Raw genomic sequence first — 26,127 nt, 5'->3', positions numbered from 1 at the left:
AGCGTACCCAGATATTCCGCCGCACTGTAGCCGCGCACGCGGTGATCTGCGTCGCTCAGGTGAGCCTGACCGGCGCCGCCCCCCGGTCCCGCCGCCGCGGCCCGGCGAGCAGGGTCACCGGGGTCCGCAGGAGCAGTGCCACGTCCGTCCCCACCCCATGGTGCTCCACGTAGTGCTGGTCGAGCATCAGCGGCTCGTCCCACGGCAGCGCCGAGTCGCGCCGCACCTGGGCCAGGCCGGTCAGTCCGGGGCGTACCGAGCGGCGCCAGGGGGTGTCGGCGCCGGGGGCGCCCGGGGGCAGCGGGGCGGGGCCGACGAGGGACATCTCGCCGCGTACGACGTGGACCAGCCGGGAGAGCGCGTCGAGGCGCAGCCGGCGCACCGGCAGGGTGCGCAGGGTGAAGGGGCGGCCGTGCAGGCCGACGGCCGTCTCGCGTGCGAGGAGGTCGTCCGGGGGGCGCCCCAGCGCCCGGGCCGCCGCCGCGGCGAGCAGGAGGGGCGCGACCAGGGTCAGCAGGACCGAGCCGAGGAGCAGGTCCAGGACGCGCTTGGAGTGCATGGCGGCCACCTCACCGTTCCGGGTCGTTCAGGGGGTGTACGTATCGGGAGTGTTGCTGCCTGTTGGCGGCTTTTGTCCGGATAGTCCCGGTGTGCTGAACAATAGGCTGGGTAGGGGTGCCGGTCGGGCCCGCCGGGTCGCGTGTCGGGGGCGTCTTGCGCATAAGGGCGGGATAAAAGTTGAGCGGGCCCGACTCAGGTCTGTTGACGTGCGTTCCCGTGTCGTGCATCCTTGAGCCTGTTCCACTCAAGTCAGTTGGAGGAATCGAAATGGCACGTGCGGTCGGCATCGACCTGGGCACGACTAACTCCGTCGTCAGCGTTCTGGAAGGCGGCGAGCCCACCGTCATCACCAACGCCGAGGGCGCCAGGACCACGCCGTCCGTCGTCGCCTTCGCGAAGAACGGCGAGGTCCTCGTCGGTGAGGTGGCCAAGCGGCAGGCCGTCACCAACGTCGACCGGACCATCCGCTCGGTCAAGCGCCACATGGGCACGGACTGGAAGATCGAGCTCGACGGGAAGAACTTCAACCCGCAGCAGATCTCCGCGTTCATCCTGCAGAAGCTCAAGCGGGACGCCGAGGCGTACCTGGGCGAGAAGGTCACGGACGCGGTCATCACCGTCCCGGCGTACTTCAACGACTCCGAGCGCCAGGCCACCAAGGAGGCCGGCGAGATCGCGGGCCTGAACGTCCTGCGCATCGTCAACGAGCCGACGGCCGCCGCCCTCGCGTACGGCCTCGACAAGGACGACCAGACGATCCTCGTCTTCGACCTCGGCGGCGGCACCTTCGACGTCTCGCTGCTGGAGATCGGCGACGGCGTCGTCGAGGTGAAGGCCACCAACGGCGACAACCACCTCGGTGGCGACGACTGGGACCAGCGCGTCGTCGAGTACCTGGTCAAGCAGTTCCAGTCCGGGCACGGCGTGGACCTGTCCAAGGACAAGATGGCCCTCCAGCGCCTCCGCGAGGCCGCCGAGAAGGCCAAGATCGAGCTGTCCTCGTCCACCGAGACCTCGATCAACCTGCCCTACATCACGGCGTCCGCCGAGGGCCCGCTGCACCTGGACGAGAAGCTCACGCGCGCCCAGTTCCAGCAGCTCACCTCGGACCTGCTGGAGCGCTGCAAGATCCCGTTCCACAACGTGATCAAGGACGCGGGCATCCAGCTCTCCGAGATCGACCACGTCGTCCTCGTCGGCGGCTCGACCCGCATGCCGGCCGTCGCCGAGCTGGTCAAGGAGCTGACCGGCGGCCGCGAGGCCAACAAGGGCGTCAACCCGGACGAGGTCGTCGCCATCGGCGCCGCCCTGCAGGCCGGTGTCCTCAAGGGCGAGGTCAAGGACGTCCTGCTCCTCGACGTCACCCCGCTGTCCCTCGGCATCGAGACCAAGGGCGGCATCATGACCAAGCTCATCGAGCGCAACACCACGATCCCGACCAAGCGGTCCGAGATCTTCACGACGGCCGAGGACAACCAGCCGTCCGTGCAGATCCAGGTCTACCAGGGCGAGCGCGAGATCGCGGCGTACAACAAGAAGCTCGGCATGTTCGAGCTGACCGGCCTCCCGCCGGCCCCGCGCGGCGTCCCGCAGATCGAGGTCGCCTTCGACATCGACGCCAACGGCATCATGCACGTGACCGCGAAGGACCTCGGCACGGGCAAGGAGCAGAAGATGACCGTCACCGGCGGCTCCTCGCTGCCGAAGGACGAGGTCGACCGGATGCGCCAGGAGGCCGAGCAGTACGCGGAGGAGGACCACCGCCGCCGCGAGGCCGCCGAGACCCGCAACCAGGGCGAGCAGCTCGTCTACCAGACGGAGAAGTTCCTCACCGACAACGCCGACAAGGTGCCCGGTGACGTCAAGACCGAGGTCGAGACGGCGGTGAACGAGCTCAAGGAGAAGCTGAAGGGCGAGGACACCGCGGAGATCCGCACCGCCACCGAGAAGGTCGCGGCCGTCTCCCAGAAGCTCGGCCAGGCCATGTACGCCGACGCCCAGGCCGGCCAGGCGGCCGGTGCCGGCGAGGCTCCGGGCGCCGCCCAGGGCGCCGCCGACGACGACGTGGTCGACGCCGAGATCGTCGACGACGAGAAGCCGAAGGGTGGGGCCGCATGACGGAGGAGACCCCGGGATTCGAGGAGAAGCCCGACGTCCCCTCCGGCGCCACCCCTGACGACGCCGCCGAGGCCGCCGACACCCCTCCCGTCGAGGAGGGCGAGGCGGCCCCGGCCGGGGACGCGAACGACACGGACCAGTCGGTCGGCGTGACCGCCCAGCTGGACCAGACCCGCAGCGCGCTCGCCGAGCGCACCGCGGACCTCCAGCGGCTCCAGGCGGAGTACCAGAACTACCGCCGCCGCGTCGACCGGGACCGGGCCGCGGTCAAGGAGGTCGCCGTGGCGACGCTCCTGACCGAGCTGCTGCCCGTGCTCGACGACATCGGCCGCGCACGGGAGCACGGCGAGCTGCTGGGCGGCTTCAAGTCGGTCGCCGAGTCGCTGGAGACCACCGTCGCCAAGATGGGCCTCCAGCAGTTCGGCAAGGAGGGCGAGCCCTTCGACCCGACCGTGCACGAGGCGCTCATGCACTCGTACGCGCCGGACGTCACCGAGACGACGTGCGTGGCGATCCTGCAGCCCGGGTACCGCATCGGCGAGCGGACCATCCGGCCCGCGCGCGTCGCCGTGGCCGAGCCCCAGCCGGGCGCGGCACCCGCTGCGAAGGACGAGCAGCCGGGCGACGAGGAGAACGGTGGCCCCGAAGAGGGCTGAGAGCCGGCGGGCCGGCGGTCTTCGGACCGCCGGCCCGGCGGCTCGCGCAGTGATCGTCCGGGAGGAGGGACGTCGATGAGCACGAAGGACTTCGTCGAGAAGGACTACTACAAGGTCCTCGGCGTCCCCAAGGACGCCACCGAGGCCGAGATCAAGAAGGCGTACCGCAAGCTCGCCCGGGAGTTCCACCCGGACGCCAACAAGGGCGACGCGGCGGCCGAGGCGCGCTTCAAGGAGGTCTCCGAGGCGAACGACGTCCTCGGCGACCCCAAGAAGCGCAAGGAGTACGACGAGGCGCGCGCCCTCTTCGGCAACGGCGGCTTCCGCCCCGGGCCCGGCGGCGCGGGCGGCACGTTCAACTTCGACCTGGGTGACCTCTTCGGGGGCGCCCAGGGCCAGCCGGGCGGCGCCGGCGGCTTCGGCGGCGGGCTCGGGGACGTCTTCGGTGGCCTGTTCAACCGGGGCGGCGGCGCCGGCCCGGGCACGCGGACGCAGCCGCGCCGCGGCCAGGACGTCGAGTCCGAGGTGACGCTCAGCTTCACCGAGGCGGTGGACGGGGCCACGGTCCCGCTGCGCATGTCCAGCCAGCAGCCCTGCCAGGCGTGCTCCGGCACCGGCGACAAGAACGGCACCCCGCGCGTCTGCCCGACCTGCGTCGGCACCGGCCAGGTCTCCCGCGGCGGCAGCGGCTCGTTCTCGCTGACCGACCCGTGCGTGGACTGCAAGGGCCGCGGGCTCATCGCCCAGGACCCGTGCGACGTCTGCCACGGCAGCGGCCGCGCCAAGTCCTCGCGCACCATGCAGGTGCGCATCCCGGCGGGCGTCTCCGACGGCCAGCGCATCCGGCTGCGCGGCAAGGGCGCCCCCGGTGAGCGGGGCGGACCGGCCGGCGACCTGTACGTGATCGTGCACGTCGGCAGCCACCCCGTCTTCGGCCGCAAGGGCGACAACCTCACCGTCACGGTCCCCGTCTCCTTCGCGGAGGCGGCACTGGGCGGCGAGATCAGGGTGCCGACCCTCGGCGGGCCGCCGGTCACGCTGAAGATCCCGGCCGGCACCCCCAACGGCCGCACCATGCGCGCCCGCGGCAAGGGCGCCGTCCGCAAGGACGGCACGCGGGGCGATCTGCTGGTGACCGTCGAGGTCGCCGTGCCCGAGGGGCTCAGCGCCGAGGCGCGCGAGGCCCTGGAGGCGTACCGTCGGGTGACCGCGGGTGAGGACCCGCGGGCGGAGCTCTTCCAGGCCGCGAAGGGGGCTTGACGCAATGGACGCACGCCGACGCAACCCGTACGAACTGACCGACGAGACTCCGGTGTACGTCATCTCGGTGGCGGCCCAGCTCAGCGGGTTGCACCCGCAGACGCTGCGCCAGTACGACCGGTTGGGACTCGTCTCGCCGGACCGTACGGCCGGGCGGGGCCGGCGCTACTCGGCCCGTGACATCGAACTGCTCCGGCAGGTGCAGCAGCTGTCGCAGGACGAGGGCATCAACCTGGCCGGAATCAAGCGCATCATCGAGCTGGAGAACCAGGTCGCCGCGCTGCAGGCGCGGGTGGCCGAGCTGTCGGCGGCGGTCGAGGGAGCGGCGGCGGCGATGCGCCAGCGCGAAGCGCAGGTCCACGCCTCGTACCGGCGGGACCTGGTCCCGTACCAGGACGTGCAGCAGACCGGCGCGCTGGTCGTGTGGCGCCCCGGTGCGCGGCGGGGCGGCGAGTAGCCGCCCGTGGACGTCCGAAGGCCCCCTCCGCGGAGGGGGCCTTCCGCGTACCGCGGCCCTCGGCGGGCGGGTGCGGCCCGTGCGGGTCCGGCGGTGCGGGCCGGGCGGGCCGGGCCGGGCGACGGTGCGGTGCGGCCCGTGCGGGTCCGGCGGTGCGGCCGGGGCGGGTGCGGGGTGGTGCCGGGGCGGGTGCGGGCCGACCGGGCCGGGGTGTCAGTCGTGGCCGCGCGGGGGCTCCTCCGGGCCGGGCGTGCGGGGGGCGTGGTCCGGTTCCTGGTCGAGGATGCCGGAGCGGGCGATGAGGTAGCCGAGCTGGGCGCGGCTGCCGCTGCCGAGGGTGGAGGCGAGCTTCGCGATGTGGGCGCGGCAGGTGCGCACGTTCATGCCGAGGCGGCGGGCGATGGCCTCGTCGACGTGGCCCTCGACGAGCAGCTTGGCGATGGACCGCTGGATGCCGCTTATGCCGTTGAGGGCGGGGGTGTACGCGACGACCTCCTCCTCCCAGGGGATGCCGTGCAGCCAGAACTGTTCGAACACACCGACGAGGTACTGCACCAGCCCCTCGTGGCGCAGCTCCAGGGCCACCTGGCGGTCGCTGCGGGCCGGTATGAAGGCGACCTTGCGGTCGACGATGATCAACCGGTCGATGATCTCCTCCAGCGTGCGCACCTCCAGCCCGTAGGGCGTGATCCGCTCGACGTACCCCATGGTCGCCGAGTGGTGCCGCGCGGTGTGCTGGTAGAGGGTCCGCATTCGGACACCGCGGCCGAGCAGGGGCTCCACCCGCCGCAAGGCGGCCTTGACAGTCTCGGGTTTCCGCCCGCTGCCGGGCTGGATGGTGAGGAGCTCGACCGCGCACTCGTCCGTCACGCGGTCCAGTTCGGCGTTGATGACCGCCAGACCCTCCAGGACGTTGATCGCCGCGCTGGTGCAGGGGGCCGCCGCGGGGATCGTCATGAACGGCTCGAATGCGTCGGCCAACGAAAGGGCCCGCTGCCGCCGCTGCTGGATCTCGCGCTCGATGGGGTGTATCAGCTGGTTGAGAGCGATGGACGGGGGCACGGGCCGGAGCCACTGCGAATCGTCCGGATCCGGATGCAGCAGGGCGAGGTCGATGAGGCACGGTGCCGCGTCGACCTCCGTACGGGCTATCCGGCCGGCGCGCAGGGCGGCCGCGTACAGGTGCTTTCCGGCTTCGCACAGCTCGTCATGACTGTGCCCGGTTTCCGGATTGTCCACCTTAGACCGCATCTGCACCCCCCTCAGGGTCCTGTATTTCAGGAACATGATGCCTGTACTGGCTGGTGGAAGCGTTCGGAGTGAGCCATCGTCATAGACGCGGGGGAGGAGGTAAGGACAAAAAGAGGTGGAGATCGTCCATGACCAGGATGGTTCGTGCACTTAGCGCCATAGCTGTCGCCGCGGCGGCCGCGTGCGGTGTCGCCGCCCTCAGCGGCGAGCCGTCGTGGGACACGGTGTCCGCGAACAGCGTCGTCGCAGGTGAGCCTGCGTGGGAAGGCGGACCGGCGGGCATCCCGGAGCCCTCGTGGGAGGTCGGACCGGCCACGTTCGGGGAGCCCTCCTGGGACAGCGCCGACTCCACGCCGACGGGTGTCGCCGCATGAACGTCCCCGACGACTCCCGATTCCGCCGTGAGATGGCGTCCGCCTACCGTTCCGGGTGGCACTTCATCGACCTCGTCACCGCAGTCCCCCAGGGTGGCGATTCGTTGATGGTCACCCTCTTCGGGGAGCCGATCGTCATCACCCGCGGCGACGACGAGGACATCCGCGCCTACCGGTGCCTCCGCCGGCCCCGCGGCGCGCCGCAGCCCGTCCGCTGCGCCATCCGCTACGGAATGATTTTCGTCAACCTCGACCAGCGGGACCACCAGCTGGTCGAGGCCGAGTCCCCCACCGCCACCCCCCGCAGCGCCTGAGCGATTCCCCCGTCGTTGTAGATCGCTCAGACGCTTCCCCCACACAGCGGCGCCATCGTGGACCTGAAACACGATGGCGCCGCTGTGCTGTCCGCGTGCCCCGCGCCCCGGGCGCCCCGCAGGCCGCTCGTGCCGCCCACGCCGCGCGGGACGCTCGTGGCTCCCACGTCCCGCGGGCCCCGCGCGTCCCTCGGTCTAGGCCCGTCCCATCGCGCGGGTGAGCGTGATCTCGATCACGACCCGGTCCGGGTTGGGCGCCGGTGTGCGCCCGTACCGCTCCGCGTACCGCGTGACGGCGTCCGCGACGACGTCCGGTTCCGTGCGGACCACGGCCAGACCCTCCAGCGTCGCCCAGCGGCCCGCGGCCACCTGGCACACCGCGACCCGGGCGCCGTCGGCCCCCGCGGCCAGCACGTTCGCCACCTTGCGGCTGTGCCTGTTGGTGATCACCCGGGCCACGCCCCGCTCCCCGCCGTCCGGGTCGTAGGTGACGCCGACCGGCACCACGTGCGGCGAGCCGTCGGGGCGGTGGGTCGTCAGGGTGCACATGTGGCGCTCCCGCCAGAAGCTGACGTAGGAGGCGCCGGGGTCCCGCAGGTCGATGGCCATGGTCCGGAACCTACCGGCGGCTGCTGGCCCCGACCAGCTTGAGTGGAATAGACTCAACTTTGTGGACGTTGGCTGAGTCAGAAGCCGGTACGACGCATCAGCAGCCGAGGAGGACCCAGTACCCGTGGACGCCGAGCTGACCAACAAGAGCCGGGACGCGCTGAACGCCGCGACGAGCCGCGCCGTGTCGGGCGGACACGCCGACCTGACGCCGGCGCACCTGCTGCTGGCGCTGCTCTCCGGCCAGGACAACGAGAACCTCACCGACCTGCTCGCCGCCGTCGACGCCGACCAGGCGGCCGTACGCGCCGGGGCCGAGCGGCTGCTCGCCGGGCTCCCGAGCGTCACCGGGTCGACCGTCGCCCCGCCGCAGCCCAACCGCGACCTGCTCGCCGTCATCGCCGACGCCCAGGCCCGGGCGCGCGAGCTGGGCGACGAGTACCTCTCCACCGAGCACCTGCTCGTCGGCGTCGCCGCCAAGGGCGGCCCCGCGGGCGAGCTGCTCACGCGGCAGGGGGCGACCGCCAGGAAGCTGCTGGACGCCTTCACCCGCACGCGCGGCAGCCGCCGCGTCACCACGCCGGACCCCGAGGGGCAGTACAAGGCGCTGGAGAAGTTCGGCACCGACCTCACCGCCGCCGCCCGCGAGGGCCGGCTCGACCCGGTGATCGGCCGCGACCAGGAGATCCGCCGCGTCGTACAGGTGCTCTCCCGCCGCACCAAGAACAACCCCGTCCTCATCGGCGAGCCCGGCGTCGGCAAGACCGCCGTCGTCGAGGGGCTCGCCCAGCGGATCGTGAAGGGCGACGTCCCGGAGTCGCTGCGCGACAAGCGGCTGGTCTCCCTCGACCTGGGCGCCATGGTCGCCGGCGCGAAGTACCGCGGCGAGTTCGAGGAGCGCCTCAAGACCGTCCTCTCCGAGATCAAGGAGAGCGACGGCCAGGTCATCACGTTCATCGACGAGCTGCACACGGTCGTCGGCGCGGGCGCCGGCGGCGACTCCGCGATGGACGCCGGGAACATGCTCAAGCCCATGCTGGCCCGCGGCGAGCTGCGCATGGTCGGCGCGACCACCCTCGACGAGTACCGCGAGCGCATCGAGAAGGACCCCGCGCTGGAGCGCCGCTTCCAGCAGGTCCTGGTCGCCGAGCCGACCGTCGAGGACACCATCGCCATCCTGCGCGGCCTCAAGGGCCGGTACGAGGCGCACCACAAGGTGCAGATCGCGGACTCCGCGCTCGTCGCCGCCGCGACCCTCTCCGACCGGTACATCACCTCCCGCTTCCTCCCCGACAAGGCCATCGACCTGGTCGACGAGGCGGCCTCCCGGCTCCGTATGGAGATCGACTCCTCGCCCGTCGAGATCGACGAGCTGCAGCGCGCCGTCGACCGCCTCCGCATGGAGGAGCTGGCGCTGAAGAGCGAGTCCGACCCCGCCTCCGTGCAGCGCCTGGAGAAGCTGCGCCGCGACCTCGCCGACAAGGAGGAGGAGCTGCGCGGCCTGACCGCCCGCTGGGAGAAGGAGAAGCAGGGCCTCAACCGCGTCGGTGAGCTGAAGGAGAAGCTCGACGACCTGCGCGGCCAGGCCGAGCGCGCCCAGCGCGACGGCGACTTCGACACCGCCTCCAAGCTCCTCTACGGCGAGATCCCGTCCGTCGAGCGGGAGCTGGAGGAGGCCAGCGAGGCCGAGCAGGAGGCCGCCAAGGACACCATGGTCAAGGAGGAGGTCGGCCCCGACGACATCGCCGACGTGGTCGGCTCCTGGACCGGCATCCCCGCGGGCCGCCTCCTGGAGGGCGAGACGCAGAAGCTGCTGCGCATGGAGGAGGAGCTGGGCCGGCGGCTGATCGGCCAGACCGAGGCCGTCCGGTCGGTCTCCGACGCCGTGCGCCGCACGCGGGCGGGCATCGCCGACCCCGACCGGCCGACCGGCTCGTTCCTCTTCCTCGGCCCGACCGGCGTCGGCAAGACCGAGCTGGCCAAGGCCCTCGCCGACTTCCTCTTCGACGACGAGCGGGCCATGGTCCGCATCGACATGTCGGAGTACGGCGAGAAGCACTCCGTCGCCCGGCTCGTCGGCGCGCCCCCCGGCTATGTCGGCTACGAGGAGGGCGGGCAGCTGACCGAGGCGGTGCGCCGCCGCCCGTACAGCGTCGTGCTGCTGGACGAGGTGGAGAAGGCCCACCCCGAGGTCTTCGACGTGCTCCTCCAGGTCCTCGACGACGGGCGGCTGACGGACGGCCAGGGCCGCACGGTCGACTTCCGCAACGCCATCCTGGTGCTCACCTCCAACCTGGGCAGCCAGTACCTGATGGAGCCGACGACGACGGAGGCGGAGAAGCGGGAGCAGGTGCTGGAGGTCGTGCGGGCCTCCTTCAAGCCCGAGTTCCTCAACCGGCTGGACGACATCGTCGTGTTCGCCGCGCTCAACCGCGAGGAGCTGGCCCGCATCGCCCGGCTCCAGATCGGCAGGCTGGCCCGCCGGCTCGCCGAGCGGCGGCTCACCCTGGACGTCACGCCCGACGCCCTGGAGTGGCTCGCCGTCGAGGGCAACGACCCGGCGTACGGCGCCCGCCCGCTGCGCCGCCTGGTGCAGACCGCCATCGGCGACCGGCTCGCCCGCGCGATCCTGTCCGGCGAGGTCACGGACGGCGACACGGTCCGGGTGGACCGCGTCGACGGCGGGCTGTCGGTGGAACCGGTCCGTTGACCCGGCCCCGCCCGGCCCGCCCGCAAGGGGGGGCCGGGCGGGCGGGCCCGTACGGGTGGCCCCGCACGGTCGCTGTCAGCCCGCAGCGGATCGGCGCCGTCGGGCTTGCCATCGACCGCCCACGATGGGAGAGGATGGCGGCTATCCGTACGAAGGGAATTACCCGGTGAGCATCGACCCGTCCTCGATTCCGAATTTCGGGGGACAGCCCCAGCCCCAGACCGAAGGACCGGCGGGGCCCATCGTCCCCGACCAGGACCTGGTGAAGCAGCTCCTGGAGCAGATGGAGCTCAAGTACGTCGTCGACGACGAGGGCGACCTCGCGGCGCCGTGGGAGGAGTTCCGCACCTACTTCATGTTCCGCGGCGAGGCGGAGCAGCAGGTCTTCTCCGTCCGCACGTTCTACGACCGGCCGCACCCGGTCGAGGACCGTACGAAGATCCTGGAGACCATCGACGACTGGAACCGCCGCACCCTGTGGCCCAAGGTGTACACGCACCTCCACGAGGACGAGCAGGGCGGCGCCACCGTCCGGCTCATCGGCGAGGCCCAAATGCTGATCGGCACGGGCGTCAGCCTGGAGCACTTCGTGTCGTCGACGGTCAGCTGGGTGCGCGCGTCGATCGAGTTCGACAAGTGGCTCCTGGAGCAGCTGGGCCTGGAGCCCGGCACGGCCACCGAGGGCGACGAGGTCTGAACGCCCCCGCCCCCTCGGGGGCGCCCCGCGGCACCCGGTCCGGCCGTCACGCGTCCCGGCCGTCACGCGACCCGGCCGGAGGGGTGGCGGCCGGACGCGTGACGTACGGGCCGTCGGAGCCGGACCGGCACCGCCGGGCCGTCACAGCCGGGCCAGGCGCTCGGCCGCCTCCCGCAGCACGTCCTCGCCCTTGCAGAAGGCCAGCCGCACCAGGGAGCGCCCGGTGTCCGGGTGGTCGTAGAAGACGGCGTTCGGGATGGCGACGACCCCGCACCGCTCCGGCAGCGACCGGCAGAAGGAGACCCCATCCTTCTCGCCCAGCGGGGCGGCGTCGGCCGTCACGAAGTACGTGCCGCGCGGCCGGTACACGCCGAAGCCCGCCGCCGTCAGCCCCTCGGTGAGGATGTCCCGCTTGACGGCGAGGTCGGCGCGCAGCGACGCGAAGAAGGCGTCCGGCAGCCGCAGCGCCTCGGCGATCGCGTACTGGAACGGCCCCGACCCGACGAAGGTCAGGTACTGCTTCGCCGTGCGCACCGCCGTCGTCAGCTCGGGCGGCGCCGTGAGCCAGCCGACCTTCCAGCCGGTGAACGAGAACGTCTTGCCGGCCGACGAGATCGTCACCGTCCGCTCCCGCATCCCCGGGAACGTCGCGATCGGCACGTGCTCCGCGTCGTCGAAGACCAGGTGCTCGTACACCTCGTCCGTGACCACGAGCAGGTCCCGCTCGACGGCCAGGGCCGCCACGGCGGCCAGCTCGTCCCGGGTGAGGACGGTGCCGGTGGGGTTGTGCGGGGTGTTGAGCAGGATGAGCCGGGTGCGGTCGGTCACGGCGGCGCGCAGCTCGTCCAGGTCCAGGACGAAGCGGCCGGCCTCCGGGTCGGGGCGCAGGGTCACCGGGACCCGGGTGCCCCCGGCCATGGCGATGCAGGCGGCGTACGAGTCGTAGTACGGCTCCAGGGCGATGACCTCGTCACCCGGCTCGACCAGCGCCAGCAGGGACGCCGCGACGGCCTCCGTCGCCCCGACGGTGACCAGGACCTCGGTGTCCGGGTCGTGGACGAGTCCGTAGCGCCGCCGCTGGTGCTCGGTGATCGCGGTGCGCAGCTCCGGCACGCCGGGGCCGGGTGGGTACTGGTTGCCGCGCCCGTCCCGCAGGGCCCGGACGGCCGCCTCGCGGACCTCCTCGGGGCCGTCGGTGTCGGGGAAGCCCTGGCCGAGGTTGATCGCGCCGGTGGCGGTCGCCAGCGCGGACATCTCGGCGAAGATCGTGGTGCCGAACGGGGCGAGACGGCGGTTGAGCGGTGCTCTGGTCATGGGCGCCATCCTGCGGTGAAGCGCGGGCGCCCTCAAGGGCGCGCGCGGGCCGTACGGCGTCCGGGCCGCGAAACCTCTGGAGTTCCTCAAGTCGCGATTGGGCGTGGCCCGCGGACGGGCATCCCCCAGTCACACACGCACGGGGGAACACGGGGGAGGGTGATCGGACATGGAGTTCATGGCGGTCTTCGGGGGACTGGTGGTGCTGGCGGTGATCATCGGTGCCGTCTCGACTGCCGGCCGGGGCGGCACGGTGCCGCGGGGCCGGCGCCGCCGCTCGGCGTCCGGCAGCGGCGGCGCGGGCGGCGGGGGCTGGTGGGACGGTGGCGGGGGCCACTCCTGCGGCGGCGGTGGCTCGTCGTGCGGCGGGGGCGGCGGGGGCGGCGGCTGCGGCGGCTCCTGAGCGGCGGGGGTGGACGCGATGACGGGGGTGTTCGTCGTGGGCGGCGCGCTGCTGCTGCTGGCGGTGGGGCTCGTGGCCCTCACCGCGGGAGGCGGGGGCGCCGGCGGCGGGACGGGCGGCGGGAGCGGCCCGGGGAGCGGTGCCGGGGACGGGGCCTTCGGGACCTCGGGGGCCTTCGGGGCCGACGCCGGGAGCGGCGTCGTGCAGGGCGGCGGGGGTGACGCGCCGCCGTGCGACACCGGCGGCGGGAGCGGCGGCTCGTCCGGCGGCTCCTGCGACGGGGGCGGGGGAGGAGGCGGGTGCGGAGGCGGCTGACACGGGGCAGCCGGTCCGCACCCACGGCGGGCGCCCGGTGGAGGAACTTCCGCCGGGCGCGCCTCCGTTCCGTTTTCGAGCGCCCACCGCCCGGTAACGGGTGAACAGTTGAACCGTCGGGCCCCCGGGGGGATGGAACCGGCGCAAAGTTGGGTAAAGACGCTGTGAGCCTCGCGGGGTTCATGATTCCCTCGCTGTCGAGACATCGAGCCCTCGGACCTCGTGTGGACCCCGAGCCGGTACCTCCAGTCCCCTGAACGTCTCCGGGACGACGCCCCGGTCCACCCGTCACGTCACCGTGCTTGCGGAGCTGACTCATGCTCACCACCCTGCAGACCGCGTACACCGACACGCGCGCAGCCGACCTGGCCTGGGCGCTGGGGCGCGAGGCGCTGCCCGCGCTCGCCGTCCTGGACCTCGAACTGTCCGGCGCCACCCTGCAACTGAGACTGCTGGGCGCGTCCCACCAGGTGCTCCTGGAGGAAGGGGACGCCAGATGCTCGGAGACCGTCGCCTGCATGCCGGGCAGCTCCACTCCCCTGCCACTCGGCGCGGCCGAGCGGATCGGCGGCCTGGAGTACGAGTTCGCGGCACGCGTCGAGACCCTGTCCCAGGGCGCGTTCGCCGGACGCGCCCAGGAGCTGCTCGCGCTCGTCGCGGACCACCCGCACGGCCTGGCGGGGACGTTCCCCGGCTCGCCGCACGCGTTCACCGCGATGCTGGCGCAGCGGTACGACGGCCGGGTGCGGTGGCGCACGTGGCACGCGTACCCGCAGGAGGGGCAGCTCGTGGTCACGCGGACCAGCGTGCGGCGCGCCCCCCGGCCCCCGGGCGGCGCGACCGCCCGCCGGTGCCGGGAGGGCGACGCGGCGGCCGGGGGAGGGGCGCTGGTGCGCGGCGCCGCCGGCTGACCGGCAGGCGGCCGTGGCGGACGGGGCGGCCGGCCGTCCCCGGTGGAGCCGCCCGCCGCGGACGTGGGCGTTCCATGCCTCGGACGCGCCGGTAGCACTCTTGTGGGTGACAGGGAGTGGCCGGGCCGCGACGTAGCGTGGACGCATGCTCGAAGCGCCCGCCTCGCCGCCCGCGGCGCCGCCCTCCCCCGAGGACGCGGCGCCGGGGCGGCCGGGGCGGCGCGCCGGCCGCCCCCTGGTCCTCGCGGCGGTGTTCGTCTGCGCCGCCTGCGGGCTGGTCTACGAGCTCCAGCTGGTCGCCCTCGCCTCGTACCTGATCGGCGACTCCGTCACCCAGACGTCCGTCGTGCTGGCCGTGATGGTCTTCGCGATGGGCGTCGGCTCCCTGCTCGCCAAGCGGCTGCGCCGCAGGGCCGCCATGGGCTTCGGGCTGCTGGAGGCGCTGCTCGCCCTGGTCGGCGGCGGCTCCGCGCTCGCGCTGCACGCCTCGTTCGCCTGGCTGGACGGGGCGTGGCACGCGCTGGTCGCGTTCTGCCTCGCCACCGGCGTGCTGATCGGTGCCGAGATGCCGCTGCTGATGACGCTGATCCAGCGCGTGTCACGGCGCGCCCGCCAGGACGCCGACGGCACCGTCGCCGACCTGTTCGCCGCCGACTACGTGGGCGCGCTGGTCGGCGGGCTCGCCTTCCCGTTCGTCCTGCTGCCCTGGCTCGGCCAGCTCACCGGCGCGCTCCTGACCGGCGCGGTGAACGCCGTGGCGGGCGGGGCGATCGTGCTGTGGCTCTTCGCCCGGAGCCTGACGGGCCGCGAGCGGCTGCTGCTCGTCGGCGTCAACGTCGCCGTGCTCGGCTTGCTCGCCGGCGCCGCGCTGCTGGTGGAGGACTTCGAGCGGGCCGCGCGCCACGCCGTCTACGGCCCGCACGTCCGCGTCGCCGTCCACACCGACGTGCAGGAGGTCGTGCTGACCGGCGCCCGGCACGGACCGCCCGACCTGTACCTGGACGGGCGGCTGCGGGTCAGCGGCGGCGACGGGCACCGCTACCACCGGGCCCTGGTCCACCCCGCCATGCGCGGGCCCCGCGCCCGGGTCCTGGTCCTCGGCGGCGGCGACGGCCTCGCCGCGCGCGAGGTGCTCCGCTACGCCGACGTGGTCTCCGTGACCGTCGTCGAGGCGGACCCGGGCGTCGTCCGGCTAGCCCGCGCCGACCCGGCCCTGGCCCGGCTGAACGGCCACGCGTACGACGACCCCCGGGTGCGGGTCGTCCACGGCGACGCGTTCCGCTGGCTCAGGACGGCGCAGCGCGCCGCGCGGTACGACGTCGTCGTCGCGGACCTGCCGCACCCGGGGACGGCCGCCGGGGCGAAGCTGTACTCGCAGGAGTTCTACGGCCTGGCCGCGCGCGTGCTCGCCGACGGCGGCCGCCTCGCCGTCCACGCCGGGCCGGTCGCCGCCAGGCCCTCCGCGTACTGGACGGTCGAGGCGACCCTGCGCGCGGCCGGCTTCGCCACCCGGCCGTACGCCGTCACCGGCAGGGCGGCCGGTGACCCGGGCGACGCCGGCGGCGAGCCGGGCGGGTCCGCGCGCTCCCCGCACGACTGGGGCCTCCTCCTCGCCGTACCCGCCTCCCGAGGGCGGCCGGGCCCGCCCGCCCTGGCGCCCGCCGCCGGGGCGCCGGCCGGGGACGCGCCGACGGCGGACGCCCTGGCCGCCGCGGCCCGCCGCGCGGAGCGCTCCCGCGTGCGCGGGCTCCCGCCGTCGACGCTGACCCACCCGCGCTACGGCCGCTGACCGGGCGGCGGGCCGTGCGGGGCGCGGCCGGTGGGGTGCCCGGGGCGCGGCCCGCGGGGGATCGGTGCCGCGCGGGGCGGGGACGGGACGGCCCGGCGTGGGTAGTCTCGCTCCCATGGAGCATGAGGTGTTCGTTCCGGTCGCCGAGTCGCCCCTCCGCGACCTGCTGGCCGACCCGGCCCGCGTCGCCCGCTGCGTCCCCGGGCTCCAACAGGACGCGGACGGCGCCGCCGGGCCGCTGTCGGGCCGCCTGCGGGTGCGGGTCGGCGGGCACACCATCACCTACCGCGGCGAGCTGCACCTCACCGCCCGGGAGGACGGCGCGTACGCCGTCGAGGGCGAGGGCGCCGAAGTGCGCGGCGGCGGGGCGGTGAAGGTCGTGCTGACCGCCCGGCTCACCCCGGCGGAGGAGGGCACCACCCTGGCGTTCACCGGCTCCGCCGGCGCCGAGGGGCGCCTGGCCGAGCTGCCGGGTGACGCGGTCACCTCGGCGGCCCGGCGCCTGCTGGACCGGTTCGGCGAGGCCCTCGCCCACGGCGCGGCCGAACCCGGACCCGTGCCCGGCCCCGCGTCCGGTACCACCGCCGCCCCGGCCGCCGCGGCGGACACCGGCGCACCGGACGACGCCGACGGCCCCGGCGACGTGGACCACGACGGAGTGGACGACGGCGCCGTGGAACCGGCGGCCGCCCACGACGCCGCCTCCGACCGGACCCCCGGCGCCGACGGGAGCCCCGGCGCCGACAGCGGCCCCACCGACCCCGCCGCCGAGCCCGACGCCGGTGGCGACGCGGGCGAGGGCGGGGCCGGGCGGCGGCCCACCGTCTTCGACACGCCCGTCCCCCCGCCGTCCCTGGACCCGGCCGCCCTCGACCCGTTCGCCGTCGACGGCTTCCCGCTCGACGAGACGGTCCCCGGCGAACCCCCCGTCGAGGCCGCCCACGCCCGGCGGACCATGATCGGCCGCAGTGCCGAGGAGGTCGACCACTCCCCGCCCCGCGGCCGGTACGCCCCCGTGCCCGGCCCCGACCACCGCGCCGGGTCCCTCGTGCTGCGCTGGCTGGCCCCCGCCGCCGCGCTCGCCCTCGCCTCGGCGGTCGTGGTCGGCCGCGCCCTGCGGCGCCGCGGCCGGGCCGGCGGTCGCCGACCGTAGGGGGTGTCTCGCCGATCACGCCGGGCTCCCGGTGCCCGCTGTCGCGCCTCGCCGCGTCGTCGTCGGTCGCCGATGCTCCGCATCGGCTCCCTCGGTCCGCCCCGCGCCGCACGACACCGGACGCCGCTCGCTGATCCGGCCCGATCGACGGGACACGCCCTGGACCCGGCGGCCCGCGCCGGCCGCGGGGTCCGCGCGTGCCGGGCCGTGCCGGCCCGACGACGGAGCCGGGACCGCCTCCCGGGTCCGCCGGGGCCCGCGGCGTGGTCCGAAGACGGGTCCCAGGGCCTAGGGTCGGTGGGGTGAGCATGAGTACGCAGAACGTCCGGCTGGCCGCCGGAGACGTCGAGTTGACCATCGCGCCCGCCGACGGCTGCCGGCTGAGCAGCCTGCGCGTGGCCGGCGCCGAACTGCTGCGGCAGGGCGAGCGGTACGGCTGCTTCCCCATGGTGCCCTGGTGTGGACGCACCGACCGGGGCGTCTTCCTCAACGGCGCCACCCGGCACCGGCTGCCCGTCAACGCGCCCCCGCACGCCATCCACGGCACCGGCCGCGACACCGCCTGGCGCACCGCCCGCGCGGACGGGACGGAGGCGGTCTTCACCTACGACCTGGCCGACCCGTGGCCGTACACCGGCCGGGTCACGCAGACCGTCGAGCTGAGCGACTCCTCGCTCACCCTGCGGCTGGGCGTCGAGACGTACGACGACTCGTTCCCCGCGCAGGCCGGCTGGCACCCGTGGTTCAACCGGACCGTCGACGGCAGCGAGGTGGCCCTCGACTTCGCGCCCGCCTGGCAGGAGGAGCGGGGCGACGACCACCTCCCCACCGGCCGGCGCGTCGACCCGAAGCCCGGCCCCTGGGACGACTGCTTCGGCATGCCCGACGGCGTCAGCGTGACGCTGACCTGGCCCGGAGTGCTGGAGCTGGAGGTCGCGAGCCGCTCCCCGTGGGTCGTCGTCTACGACGAGCAGGAGGCCGCCGTGTGCGTCGAGCCCCAGTCGGGCCCGCCGAACGGGCTGAACACCCACCCGCGGCTCGTCACCCCCATCGACCCGCTGGAGACCGCCACCACCTGGACCTGGCGCCGCCTCCGAGCGGGGGCGCGGGGCGCGGGCGGCGCCGCTTAAGCTCGTGGGCATGACTGACGTACGAGCCGATCTGCTCCGGCAGATCAAGGACAAGGCCGTGGTGCACGGCAAGGTGACCCTCTCCTCGGGTCTGGAGGCCGACTACTACGTCGACCTCCGCCGGATCACGCTGGACGGCGCCGCCGCGCCGCTCGTGGGTCAGGTCATGCTCGATCTGACCGCCGACCTCGACTTCGACGCGGTGGGCGGCCTCACCCTCGGCGCCGACCCCGTCGCCACGTCGATGCTGCACGCCGCCGCCGCCCGCGGGCGGGCCCTGGACGCGTTCGTGGTCCGCAAGGCCGCCAAGGCGCACGGCATGCAGCGCCGCGTCGAGGGCCCGGACATCCGGGGCCGCCGCGTCCTGGTGGTGGAGGACACCTCCACCACCGGCGGCTCCCCGCTGACCGCCGTCGAGGCGGTCCGCGAGGCGGGCGCCGAGGTCGTCGCCGTCGCGACGATCGTGGACCGGGCGACCGGCGCCGGCGAGAAGATCAGCGGCACCGCCGGGGTGCCCTACCGGTACGCCTTCGCCCTGGACGAGCTGGGCCTGGGCTGACCTCCGGCCGCCCCACCTGCGGCTTCTCACGACGCGTGCGCCGCTCCCCCTGAGCGGCGCACGCGTCGTGCGTCACGGCGGCGTCCGGGGGGTGGAGCCTGCGGGGCCGTCTGGAAAGATAGGTGCGACGATGACGTCGCCCCCAGGTCAGGGATCAGCAACGGTACGCAACCGCAGATCACAAGGAGCGGACAGATGCCCATCGCAACCCCCGAGGTCTACAACGAGATGCTCGACCGGGCGAAGGCAGGCAAGTTCGCCTACCCGGCCATCAACGTGACGTCGTCGCAGACCCTGCACGCCGCGCTGCGCGGCTTCGCCGAGGCCGAGAGCGACGGCATCATCCAGATCTCGACCGGTGGCGCGGAGTTCCTGGGCGGTCAGCACAACAAGGACATGGTGACCGGCGCCGTGGCGCTGGCCGAGTTCGCCCACATCGTCGCCGCGAAGTACGACATCACGGTCGCCCTGCACACCGACCACTGCCCGAAGGACAAGCTCGACGGCTACGTCCGCCCGCTGATCGCGGTCTCCGCCGAGCGCGTCGCCAAGGGCGAGAACCCGCTGTTCCAGTCCCACATGTGGGACGGCTCCGCGGAGACCCTCGCCGACAACCTGGCCATCGGCCGCGAGCTCCTCGCGCAGGCCGCCGCCGCCCGGATCATCCTCGAGGTCGAGATCACCCCGACCGGCGGCGAGGAGGACGGCGTCAGCCACGAGATCAACGACGAGCTGTACACCACCGTCGACGACGCCGTCCGCACCGCCGAGGCCCTCGGCCTGGGCGAGCAGGGCCGCTACCTGCTGGCCGCCTCCTTCGGCAACGTCCACGGCGTGTACAAGCCGGGCAACGTCGTGCTCCGCCCCGAGCTGCTGAAGGACCTCCAGGAGGGCGTCGCCGAGCGCTTCGGCAAGGCCGACCCGTTCGACTTCGTCTTCCACGGCGGCTCCGGCTCCACCGCCGAGGAGATCGCCACCGCGCTGGAGAACGGCGTCGTGAAGATGAACCTCGACACCGACACCCAGTACGCCTTCACGCGGCCGGTCGCCGACCACATGTTCAAGAACTACGACGGCGTCCTGAAGGTCGACGGCGAGGTCGGCTCGAAGAAGACGTACGACCCGCGCACCTGGGGCAAGCTGGCCGAGGCGGGCATGGCCGCGCGCGTCGCCGAGGCGTGCCAGGCGCTCCGCTCGGCGGGTACCCGGCTGAAGTAGCCGCCACCCTCGCAGCCGTCGCCACCCCGGCGACCGGCCGGGCCCGGCACCGCGAGCGCGCGGTGCCGGGCCCGCGCCCGTGGGGGCCCGTGACGGCCCGCCCGCGCACCGCGCGACCGCCCGCGGCCCCTGGCCCGTGCGACCCCGCCCCGACGCCCGCCACCGGGCCGCCGGACATGCTCCAAGCACACCGGAAGCACAGCACGCCGGAAGCACAGCACGCCGGAAGCACACCGGAAGCACGCCGCAAGCTCGCCGGAAGGGGAACCATGCCGCAAGGCCGGGTGTACGACTTCGACACGGAGGTGCCGATACGGGGCACCGGCTCGTTCCAGTGGGACGTGCTGCCGGACCTGTACGGGGTGCCGGACCTGATCCCGTTCACCATCTCCGACATGGACTTCCGCTCGCCGCCCGAGGTGCTCGACGCCCTTCGGGAACGCGTCGAGCAGGGGGTGTTCGGGTACGCCGACTGGCGGTACACGGCCTTCCCGGACGCCGTGCGCGAGTGGTACTCCGGGCGGTACGGCCTGGAGCTCGACCCGGCGGCGCTGGTCTTCGGCCCGTCCGTCGTCAACGCTCTGGCGCAGCTGCTGCGGATGTGGACCCGGCCGGGCGACGGGGTGGTGGTGCACGTCCCGACGTACGACGGCTTCACCAAGACCCTCGGCGGGCTCGGGCGGGAGGCGCGGGGCGTCCCGGTCGGCGACTGGGCGGCCCTGGAACGGGAACTGGCCCGGCCCGACAGCCGGGTGCTCCTGCTGTGCTCGCCGCACAACCCGACCGGCCGGGTGTGGAGCCGGGAGGAGCTGGAGCGGTTCGCGGCGCTCGCCGCCGCGCACGGGGCGGCCGTCGTCAGCGACGAGATCCACGGCGACCTCGCCCACGACGGACACCCCCACGTGCCGTGGCCCGCCGTGGCGCCGGCCGGCGGCCGCTGGGCGCTGCTGACCTCCGGTTCGAAGGCGTTCAACTTCCCCGCCCTGAACGGCGCGTACGGCGTGCTCGGCGACCCGGCCGACCGGGCCGCGTTCGACCGCCGGCTGGAGTACGGCGAGGGCCTCACCGCGCCGTCCGTGCTCTCCCTCGCCGCGCACACCGCCGCCTACCGGCACGGCGGGGCGTGGCTGGAGCAGCTGCGCGCGTACGTCGCGGGGAACCTGCGGCTGCTCGGCGACCGGCTGGCGGACGCCTTCCCGGGCCGCGCCCTCTACGCGCCGCCGCAGGCCGGGTACCTCGCCTGGGTCGACCTGCGGCCGCTCGGCGTGGACGACGGGACGCTCGACGAGGAGCTGGTCCGGCGGGAACGGGTCGCCGTCCGGCGCGGAACGGCGTACGGCACGGCCGGTTTCGTCCGGGTCAACCTCGGCTGCCCCCGCGCCAAGGCCGAGCGGGGCGTCGACGCGCTGGTGCGCACCCTGACCCGTCTCGCCGAATGACCCGGCAGCCGTAGGAGACTGGGGCCATGTCCATTCACCAGAACCTGCTCGGGGGCCCGCCCCCCACCCACCTGCCCGACGAGCCCGGCCCGCGCGAGCTGCTGGCCGCCGGGACCGCTCCGGCCGAGGTCGCCGCGCAGTACCCGACGTCCTCGCTCGCCTGGGCGCGCCTCGCCGACGACGCCTTCGAGGGCGGCCGGGTCGTCGAGTCGTACGCGTACGCCCGCACCGGCTACCACCGGGGCCTGGACGCCCTGCGCCGCAACGGCTGGAAGGGCCACGGCCCGGTGCCGTGGGAGCACGAGCCGAACCGCGGCTTCCTGCGCGCCCTGCACGCCCTGGCGCGGGCCGCGCAGGCCATCGGCGAGAAGGAGGAGTACGAGCGCTGCGCCACGTTCCTGCGCGACTCCTCGCCGCTCGCCGCGGAGACGCTGGGCTGACGGCCCGCACCGACGGGATCCGGCGGGCCCCGGCATCCGGCGACACGCCGGGGCCGGGGCCCGTGCCCGTCCCGCGCGGAACGGGGCCGTCCGCAGCCGCGGCCCAACTGCGCCCGGCCGCTGGGGCGGTGGGCCCGCCGGCCGGGCGGCACCCGGCGGCGGGACGTGGTCGGCCCGCGGAGTGACCGGCCGGTACGATCGCACAGACCATCGAATCAGGCGCCGGACCTCCCCCCACCCGGCCAGGACACGGGGAGAGCTCTGCCGTGGGCAAGCGTGGAACCGGCGCGCCGCGAAAACGGGCGCGCCGCAGGAACGGCCGCGGCCGGGGCAGGACCCGCGGGCCGCTGGGCCGCGTGGCGCCGGCGGTACTCGCCCTCGGCATCCTCTCCCTGGGCGGCGGCGCCGCCCTCGCGCACTGGCACGCCGACGAGGAACCCGTCGCCGCCGTCGCCCCCGCCGTCCCGCACGAGGCGCGGGAGGCGCAGGAGCCGCGGGCCGCCCGGCCGCCCGCAGCCCCGGCCCCGCCCGCAGCCCCGGCCCCGCCCGGGGCCGGCGCCCGGCGCCCCGCCGCACCGGTCGCGCCGTCCCCCTCCCGCAGCCGCGGCCCCGCCGCGCCGCCCCCCGCCGTACCGCAGGAGGGCGCCGGGACGTTCACCACCGCCCGCGCCACCGGCGACAAGGTCGGCACCGGCACCCTGCGCCGCTACCGCGTGCAGGTCGAGGACGGCACCGGCGTCCCCGCCGCCGAGGCCGCGCACGAGATCGAACGCATCCTCGCCCACCCGCGCGGTTGGGCCGCCCACGGCCGCGGCGCGTTCCAGCTGGTCACCGAGGACGCCGACTTCGTCATCCGCATCGCCACGCCCGCGACCGCCGACCGGCTCTGCCGCGCGCAGGGCCTGGACACCCGCGGCGAGTACAACTGCGAGACCACCGAGGGCGTCGTGGTCAACCTCAAGCGGTGGCTGCTCGGCTCCCCGACCTTCACCGGCACCCCCGCCGAGTACCGGCACCTGATCGTCAACCACGAGGTCGGCCACGAGATCGGCCTGCGCGCCCACATGACCTGCCCCGGCCCCGGCAAGCCCGCGCCCGTGATGATGCAGCAGATCAAGGGACTGCGCGGCTGCGTCTCCAACGCCTGGCCCCACGACGAGGACGGCCGTTACATCACCGGTCCGATCGTGCCATGATGCGACCGGGACCGCGTGCGCCGACTGCGCCCGGTCCCGAGGGGACCGGGGCTCCACCGCCGAACGGAAGGAGCAGACCGCTACCCGGTAGCACGCACCGACGGAGACAGCGATGTCTACTTCGCCCACTACCCCCCCTGCGCACGAGACCGGTTCGGACCTGCCGAACCTGGACTTCGCGGGCACCACACCGTACGAGGACTACGTCCAGGCGGACGTCCTCACCCACCTGCAGCACCTGCGCTCCGACGACCCGGGAGAGATGGTCTTCCTGGTCACCACCCAGGTCATGGAGCTGTGGTTCACCGTCATCGTCCACGAGTGGGAGACCGCGGGCCGCGCCCTGCGCGAGGACCGGATCCCCGACGCGCTGACCGCCCTGCGCCGCTCGACCCACGAGCTGGAGGCGCTGAACGCCTCCTGGAACCCCATCGCCCGCCTCACGCCCGCGCAGTTCAACGCGTACCGCAAGATGCTCGGCGAGGGCTCCGGCTTCCAGTCCGCGATGTACCGCCGCATGGAGTTCCTCCTCGGCGACAAGTCCGCCTCCATGCTCGTCCCGCACCGCGGCTCCCCGCGCGTCCACGCCGAGCTGGAGAAGGCCCTCGCCGAGCCCTCCCTGTACGACGAGGTGCTGCGGCTGCTGGCCCGCCGCGGCCTGCCCGTGCCCGCCGAGGTCCTGGAGCGCGACCTCACCCAGCGGTACGCGGCGTCGCCGGCGGTCGAGGAGATCTGGGCCGGGCTCTACGCCGCGCCCCGCGACCACGCCGAGCTGGTCGAGCTGGGCGAGGCCCTCACCGACGTCGCCGAACTGGTGTGGCGCTGGCGCAACGACCACCTCGTCGCCACCCGCCGCGCCATGGGCGCCAAGACCGGGACGGGCGGCTCCGCCGGGGTCGCCTGGCTGGAGAAGCGCGCCGGCAAGCACGTCTTCCCCGAGCTGTGGACGGCGCGCAGCCATGTCTGAGACCCTCCTCCGCCCGGAGACCCTCCGGGCGCGGGCCGCGGAGCTCGACGCCACCGACCCGCTCGCCGCCCACCGCGACCTGTTCGCCCTCGACGACGGCGTCGTCTACCTCGACGGGAACTCGCTCGGCGCCCTGCCCCGGCACGTGCCCGCGCGGATGGCGCACGTCATCGGCCACGAGTGGGGCGAGCTGCGCATCCGCTCCTGGGACGAGAGCGGCTGGTGGACCGCGCCCGAGCGGATCGGCGACCGCGTCGCCCCGCTCGTCGGCGCCGCGCCCGGCCAGGTCGTGGTCGGCGACTCGACCAGCGTCAACGTCTTCAAGGCGCTGGTCGGGGCGGTCCGGCTGGCCGGCGACGACCGGCGGGACGAGATCGTCGTCGACGGGACGACGTTCCCCACCGACGGGTACATCGCCGAGTCCGCCGCCCGCATGACCGGCCGCCGCCTGGTGCCGGTCGCCCCGGGCGACGTCGCCGGCGCGGTCGGCCCGCGCACCGCGGCCGTCCTCGTCAACCACGTCGACTACCGCACCGGCCGCCTCCACGACCTGCCCGGCATCACCGCCGCCGCGCACGCCGCGGGCGCCGTCGCGGTGTGGGACCTGTGCCACAGCGCGGGCGCCCTCCCCGTCGACCTCGACGCCCACGGGGTGGACCTGGCCGTCGGCTGCACGTACAAGTACCTCAACGGCGGCCCCGGCTCGCCCGCGTTCCTGTACGTAGCCCGGCGCCACCAGGAGCGCTTCGACTCCCCGCTGCCCGGCTGGAACTCGCACGCCGACCCCTTCGCGATGACCCCCGGGTACGCGGCGGCGGACGGGGCGCGGCGCGGCCGGGTCGGCACGCCCGACATCCTGTCGACGCTCGCGCTGGAGGCGGCCCTCGACGTGTGGGACGGGGTGCCGCTGCCGCAGGTGCGGGCGAAGAGCCTCGCCCTGACGGACTTCTTCCTGGAGTGCGTCCGGGCGTACGTCCCCGAGGGGCGGCTCACCTGCCTCACCCCGACCGCGCACGCGGAGCGGGGCAGCCAGGTCGCCCTCTCCTGCGAGGACGCCCCCGCGGTGATGGAGCAGCTGATCGCCCGCGGTGTCGTGGGCGACCTGCGCCGCCCCGACGTGCTGCGCTTCGGCTTCACGCCGCTGTACGTCGGGTTCTCCGACACCGAGCGCGCCGCGCGCGTGCTCGCGGAGGTCTGTTCGGCCCGGTAGCGCCGCCGTTCGAGCCGATCTGCGGGGGCCGCCAGTCCTGGTACGGTCCCCGCAGGTCAGGCCAATTCGGCCCCGTCACCGAAAGGTTGAGCACCATGCCCGACCGCGCCGCGCGCGACGCCGCCGAGGAGGCGTCGGCCCTGTCGCATCCGGCCGTCGACCCCGACTCCACCGCCCCGTACGGCCCGCACCCCGACCAGGTCGTGGACTTCCACGCGCCCCGGGGCCGGCACGACCGGGTCCCGCTCGTCGTCGTGCTGCACGGCGGGGCGTGGCGGGCGCCGTACGACCGGCGGCACGTCTCGCCGTTCGCGGACTTCCTCGCCCGGCGCGGGTTCGCCGTCGCCAGCGTCGAGTACCGGCGGGGCGGCGGGATCCCCGCGCCGCGGGAGGCCGGGCCGCGGTGGGCCGGGCCGCGGGGGGCCGGGCCGCGGGCCGGTGGACCGGTCGCCGGTCGCTGGCCGGAGACGTTCGACGACGTGGCCGCGGCGCTCGACGCGCTGCCCGCGCTCGCCGCCGAGCACGTACCCCTTGCCGACCCGCGCCGCACGGTCGTCACCGGCCACTCGGCGGGCGGGCACCTCGCCCTGTGGGCCGCCGCCCGGCACGTCCTGCCCGCCGGCTCGCCCTGGCGGCTGCCCGAGCCGCCGGAGCTGCGCGGCGTCGTCGCCCTCGCCCCCATCGCGCACCTCGCGCTGGCCGTGGAGCTCGACGTGTGCGGCGGGGCGGTCACCCAGCTCCTCGGCGGGGAGGCCCGCGCCGAGGAGCGGTCCGCCGCGGCGGACCCCGCGGCGCTGCTCCCCACGGGCATCGCCACGACCGTCGTCCAGGGCCGCGAGGACACCGTCGTACCGCTGACCGTCGCCGAGGCGTACGCGGACGCGGCGGAGCGGGCCGGCGAGCCGGTCGGCCTGACCGTCCTGGACGGCGTCGGACACTTCCCCCTGATCGACCCGGCGGCGGACGCCTGCGCGGTGGTCGCGGAGGAGATCGCCCAGCTGGCCTGGTAGCGCGCACCGCGCGGCGGCACGCCTGAGGGCCGCGACCCCGCGCGGGAGCACGCCACGGGGCAGCCC

26 protein-coding genes are annotated in these 26,127 nt (G+C 74.6%); 22 read left to right on the top strand and 4 right to left on the bottom strand.

Annotated features, from left to right (window positions below; translation table 11 throughout):
• Positions 1-55 precede the first annotated feature (55 nt).
• Positions 56-559: a sugar transferase gene (locus tag LPA54_RS15980; protein WP_228978134.1), complete on the bottom strand. Its 504-nt coding sequence runs from the start codon at positions 557-559 to the stop codon at positions 56-58.
• 269 nt (positions 560-828) lie between these two features.
• On the opposite strand from LPA54_RS15980, the gene dnaK reads away from it, so the two are divergent.
• The 4 genes from dnaK (at position 829) to LPA54_RS15960 (ending at position 5,052) form a co-directional block, all read left to right on the top strand.
• On the top strand, positions 829-2,679 hold the full coding sequence (gene dnaK, locus LPA54_RS15975; protein ID WP_228978133.1) for a molecular chaperone DnaK: 1,851 nt from the start codon (positions 829-831) through the stop codon (positions 2,677-2,679).
• Positions 2,676-3,335, top strand: a complete 660-nt coding sequence (grpE, locus tag LPA54_RS15970) for a nucleotide exchange factor GrpE (protein ID WP_228978132.1) — start codon at positions 2,676-2,678, stop codon at positions 3,333-3,335. Before dnaK ends, grpE begins: the two co-directional genes overlap by 4 nt.
• Positions 3,336-3,410: 75 nt before the next feature.
• Positions 3,411-4,595, top strand: a complete 1,185-nt coding sequence (gene dnaJ / locus LPA54_RS15965; RefSeq protein ID WP_228978131.1) for a molecular chaperone DnaJ — start codon at positions 3,411-3,413, stop codon at positions 4,593-4,595.
• A 4-nt stretch (positions 4,596-4,599) separates the two neighbouring features.
• Positions 4,600-5,052, top strand: a complete 453-nt coding sequence (locus LPA54_RS15960; RefSeq protein WP_228978130.1) for a heat shock protein transcriptional repressor HspR — start codon at positions 4,600-4,602, stop codon at positions 5,050-5,052.
• 213 nt (positions 5,053-5,265) lie between these two features.
• Here LPA54_RS15960 and LPA54_RS15955 read toward each other — a convergent pair whose 3' ends face one another.
• On the bottom strand, positions 5,266-6,303 hold the full coding sequence (locus LPA54_RS15955) for a helix-turn-helix transcriptional regulator (protein ID WP_228978326.1): 1,038 nt from the start codon (positions 6,301-6,303) through the stop codon (positions 5,266-5,268).
• Positions 6,304-6,431: 128 nt separating this feature from the next.
• Between LPA54_RS15955 and LPA54_RS15950 the strand changes: the two genes are divergently transcribed.
• Entirely contained in the window at positions 6,432-6,677 is a 246-nt protein-coding gene (locus LPA54_RS15950) for a hypothetical protein (protein ID WP_228978129.1), read from the top strand.
• Complete coding sequence (locus LPA54_RS15945) at positions 6,674-6,991, top strand: (2Fe-2S)-binding protein (protein WP_228978128.1); 318 nt, start codon at positions 6,674-6,676, stop codon at positions 6,989-6,991. Before LPA54_RS15950 ends, LPA54_RS15945 begins: the two co-directional genes overlap by 4 nt.
• A 195-nt stretch (positions 6,992-7,186) precedes the next feature.
• Here the strand turns inward: LPA54_RS15945 and LPA54_RS15940 are convergent, their stop codons facing one another.
• Positions 7,187-7,600 (bottom strand): pyridoxamine 5'-phosphate oxidase family protein, encoded by a 414-nt coding sequence (locus LPA54_RS15940; RefSeq protein WP_228978127.1) that lies wholly within the window; start codon positions 7,598-7,600, stop codon positions 7,187-7,189.
• Positions 7,601-7,724: 124 nt separating this feature from the next.
• Between LPA54_RS15940 and clpB the strand changes: the two genes are divergently transcribed.
• A complete protein-coding gene (gene clpB, locus LPA54_RS15935) occupies positions 7,725-10,310 on the top strand; it encodes an ATP-dependent chaperone ClpB (RefSeq protein WP_228978126.1) in 2,586 nt (861 codons plus the stop codon).
• 166 nt (positions 10,311-10,476) lie between these two features.
• Positions 10,477-11,007 (top strand): YbjN domain-containing protein, encoded by a 531-nt coding sequence (locus LPA54_RS15930; RefSeq protein WP_228978124.1) that lies wholly within the window; start codon positions 10,477-10,479, stop codon positions 11,005-11,007.
• 141 nt (positions 11,008-11,148) lie between these two features.
• Here LPA54_RS15930 and LPA54_RS15925 read toward each other — a convergent pair whose 3' ends face one another.
• Positions 11,149-12,321 carry a pyridoxal phosphate-dependent aminotransferase gene (locus LPA54_RS15925; protein WP_228978122.1) on the bottom strand — a complete coding sequence of 391 codons (1,173 nt, stop codon included), beginning with the start codon at positions 12,319-12,321 and terminating at the stop codon, positions 11,149-11,151.
• Positions 12,322-12,490: 169 nt separating this feature from the next.
• Here LPA54_RS15925 and LPA54_RS15920 point away from each other — a divergent pair, with 169 nt between their 5' ends.
• The 14 genes from LPA54_RS15920 to LPA54_RS15855 all read left to right on the top strand — a co-directional run bounded on the left by LPA54_RS15920 (position 12,491) and on the right by LPA54_RS15855 (position 26,061).
• Positions 12,491-12,724 (top strand): hypothetical protein, encoded by a 234-nt coding sequence (locus LPA54_RS15920; protein ID WP_228978120.1) that lies wholly within the window; start codon positions 12,491-12,493, stop codon positions 12,722-12,724.
• Positions 12,725-12,742: 18 nt separating this feature from the next.
• Positions 12,743-13,039, top strand: coding sequence for a hypothetical protein (locus tag LPA54_RS15915; protein WP_228978118.1), 297 nt, complete (start codon positions 12,743-12,745; stop codon positions 13,037-13,039).
• Between the two features lie 317 nt (positions 13,040-13,356).
• Positions 13,357-13,950: a DUF2617 family protein gene (locus tag LPA54_RS15910; protein WP_228978116.1), complete on the top strand. Its 594-nt coding sequence runs from the start codon at positions 13,357-13,359 to the stop codon at positions 13,948-13,950.
• A gap of 145 nt (positions 13,951-14,095) precedes the next feature.
• Complete coding sequence (locus tag LPA54_RS15905) at positions 14,096-15,739, top strand: polyamine aminopropyltransferase (RefSeq protein ID WP_228978114.1); 1,644 nt, start codon at positions 14,096-14,098, stop codon at positions 15,737-15,739.
• A 115-nt stretch (positions 15,740-15,854) separates the two neighbouring features.
• Positions 15,855-16,892, top strand: a complete 1,038-nt coding sequence (locus LPA54_RS15900) for an SRPBCC domain-containing protein (RefSeq protein ID WP_228978112.1) — start codon at positions 15,855-15,857, stop codon at positions 16,890-16,892.
• A gap of 308 nt (positions 16,893-17,200) precedes the next feature.
• Complete coding sequence (locus LPA54_RS15895) at positions 17,201-18,022, top strand: aldose 1-epimerase (protein WP_228978109.1); 822 nt, start codon at positions 17,201-17,203, stop codon at positions 18,020-18,022.
• Between the two features lie 10 nt (positions 18,023-18,032).
• Positions 18,033-18,581: an orotate phosphoribosyltransferase gene (pyrE, locus tag LPA54_RS15890; RefSeq protein WP_228978108.1), complete on the top strand. Its 549-nt coding sequence runs from the start codon at positions 18,033-18,035 to the stop codon at positions 18,579-18,581.
• 177 nt (positions 18,582-18,758) lie between these two features.
• Positions 18,759-19,799, top strand: coding sequence for a class II fructose-bisphosphate aldolase (gene fbaA / locus LPA54_RS15885; RefSeq protein ID WP_308112860.1), 1,041 nt, complete (start codon positions 18,759-18,761; stop codon positions 19,797-19,799).
• Positions 19,800-20,068: 269 nt separating this feature from the next.
• Positions 20,069-21,238 carry a MalY/PatB family protein gene (locus LPA54_RS15880; protein ID WP_228978101.1) on the top strand — a complete coding sequence of 390 codons (1,170 nt, stop codon included), beginning with the start codon at positions 20,069-20,071 and terminating at the stop codon, positions 21,236-21,238.
• Between the two features lie 26 nt (positions 21,239-21,264).
• Positions 21,265-21,678 carry a DUF3151 domain-containing protein gene (locus LPA54_RS15875; protein ID WP_228978099.1) on the top strand — a complete coding sequence of 138 codons (414 nt, stop codon included), beginning with the start codon at positions 21,265-21,267 and terminating at the stop codon, positions 21,676-21,678.
• 356 nt (positions 21,679-22,034) lie between these two features.
• Positions 22,035-22,874 (top strand): DUF3152 domain-containing protein, encoded by an 840-nt coding sequence (locus LPA54_RS15870; RefSeq protein ID WP_228978097.1) that lies wholly within the window; start codon positions 22,035-22,037, stop codon positions 22,872-22,874.
• 112 nt (positions 22,875-22,986) lie between these two features.
• Positions 22,987-23,841, top strand: coding sequence for a tryptophan 2,3-dioxygenase family protein (locus LPA54_RS15865; protein ID WP_228978094.1), 855 nt, complete (start codon positions 22,987-22,989; stop codon positions 23,839-23,841).
• Positions 23,834-25,051, top strand: coding sequence for a kynureninase (gene kynU / locus LPA54_RS15860; protein WP_228978092.1), 1,218 nt, complete (start codon positions 23,834-23,836; stop codon positions 25,049-25,051). The genes LPA54_RS15865 and kynU overlap by 8 nt, the downstream gene beginning before the upstream one ends.
• A 95-nt stretch (positions 25,052-25,146) precedes the next feature.
• Positions 25,147-26,061, top strand: a complete 915-nt coding sequence (locus tag LPA54_RS15855) for an alpha/beta hydrolase (protein ID WP_228978089.1) — start codon at positions 25,147-25,149, stop codon at positions 26,059-26,061.
• Positions 26,062-26,127: the final 66 nt, after the last annotated feature.

The sequence above is a fragment of the Streptomyces sp. DH12 genome (assembly GCF_020873895.1).
Taxonomy (GTDB): Bacteria; Actinomycetota; Actinomycetes; order Streptomycetales; family Streptomycetaceae; genus Streptomyces.
This window is presented reverse-complemented; position numbering and strand designations above follow the sequence as displayed.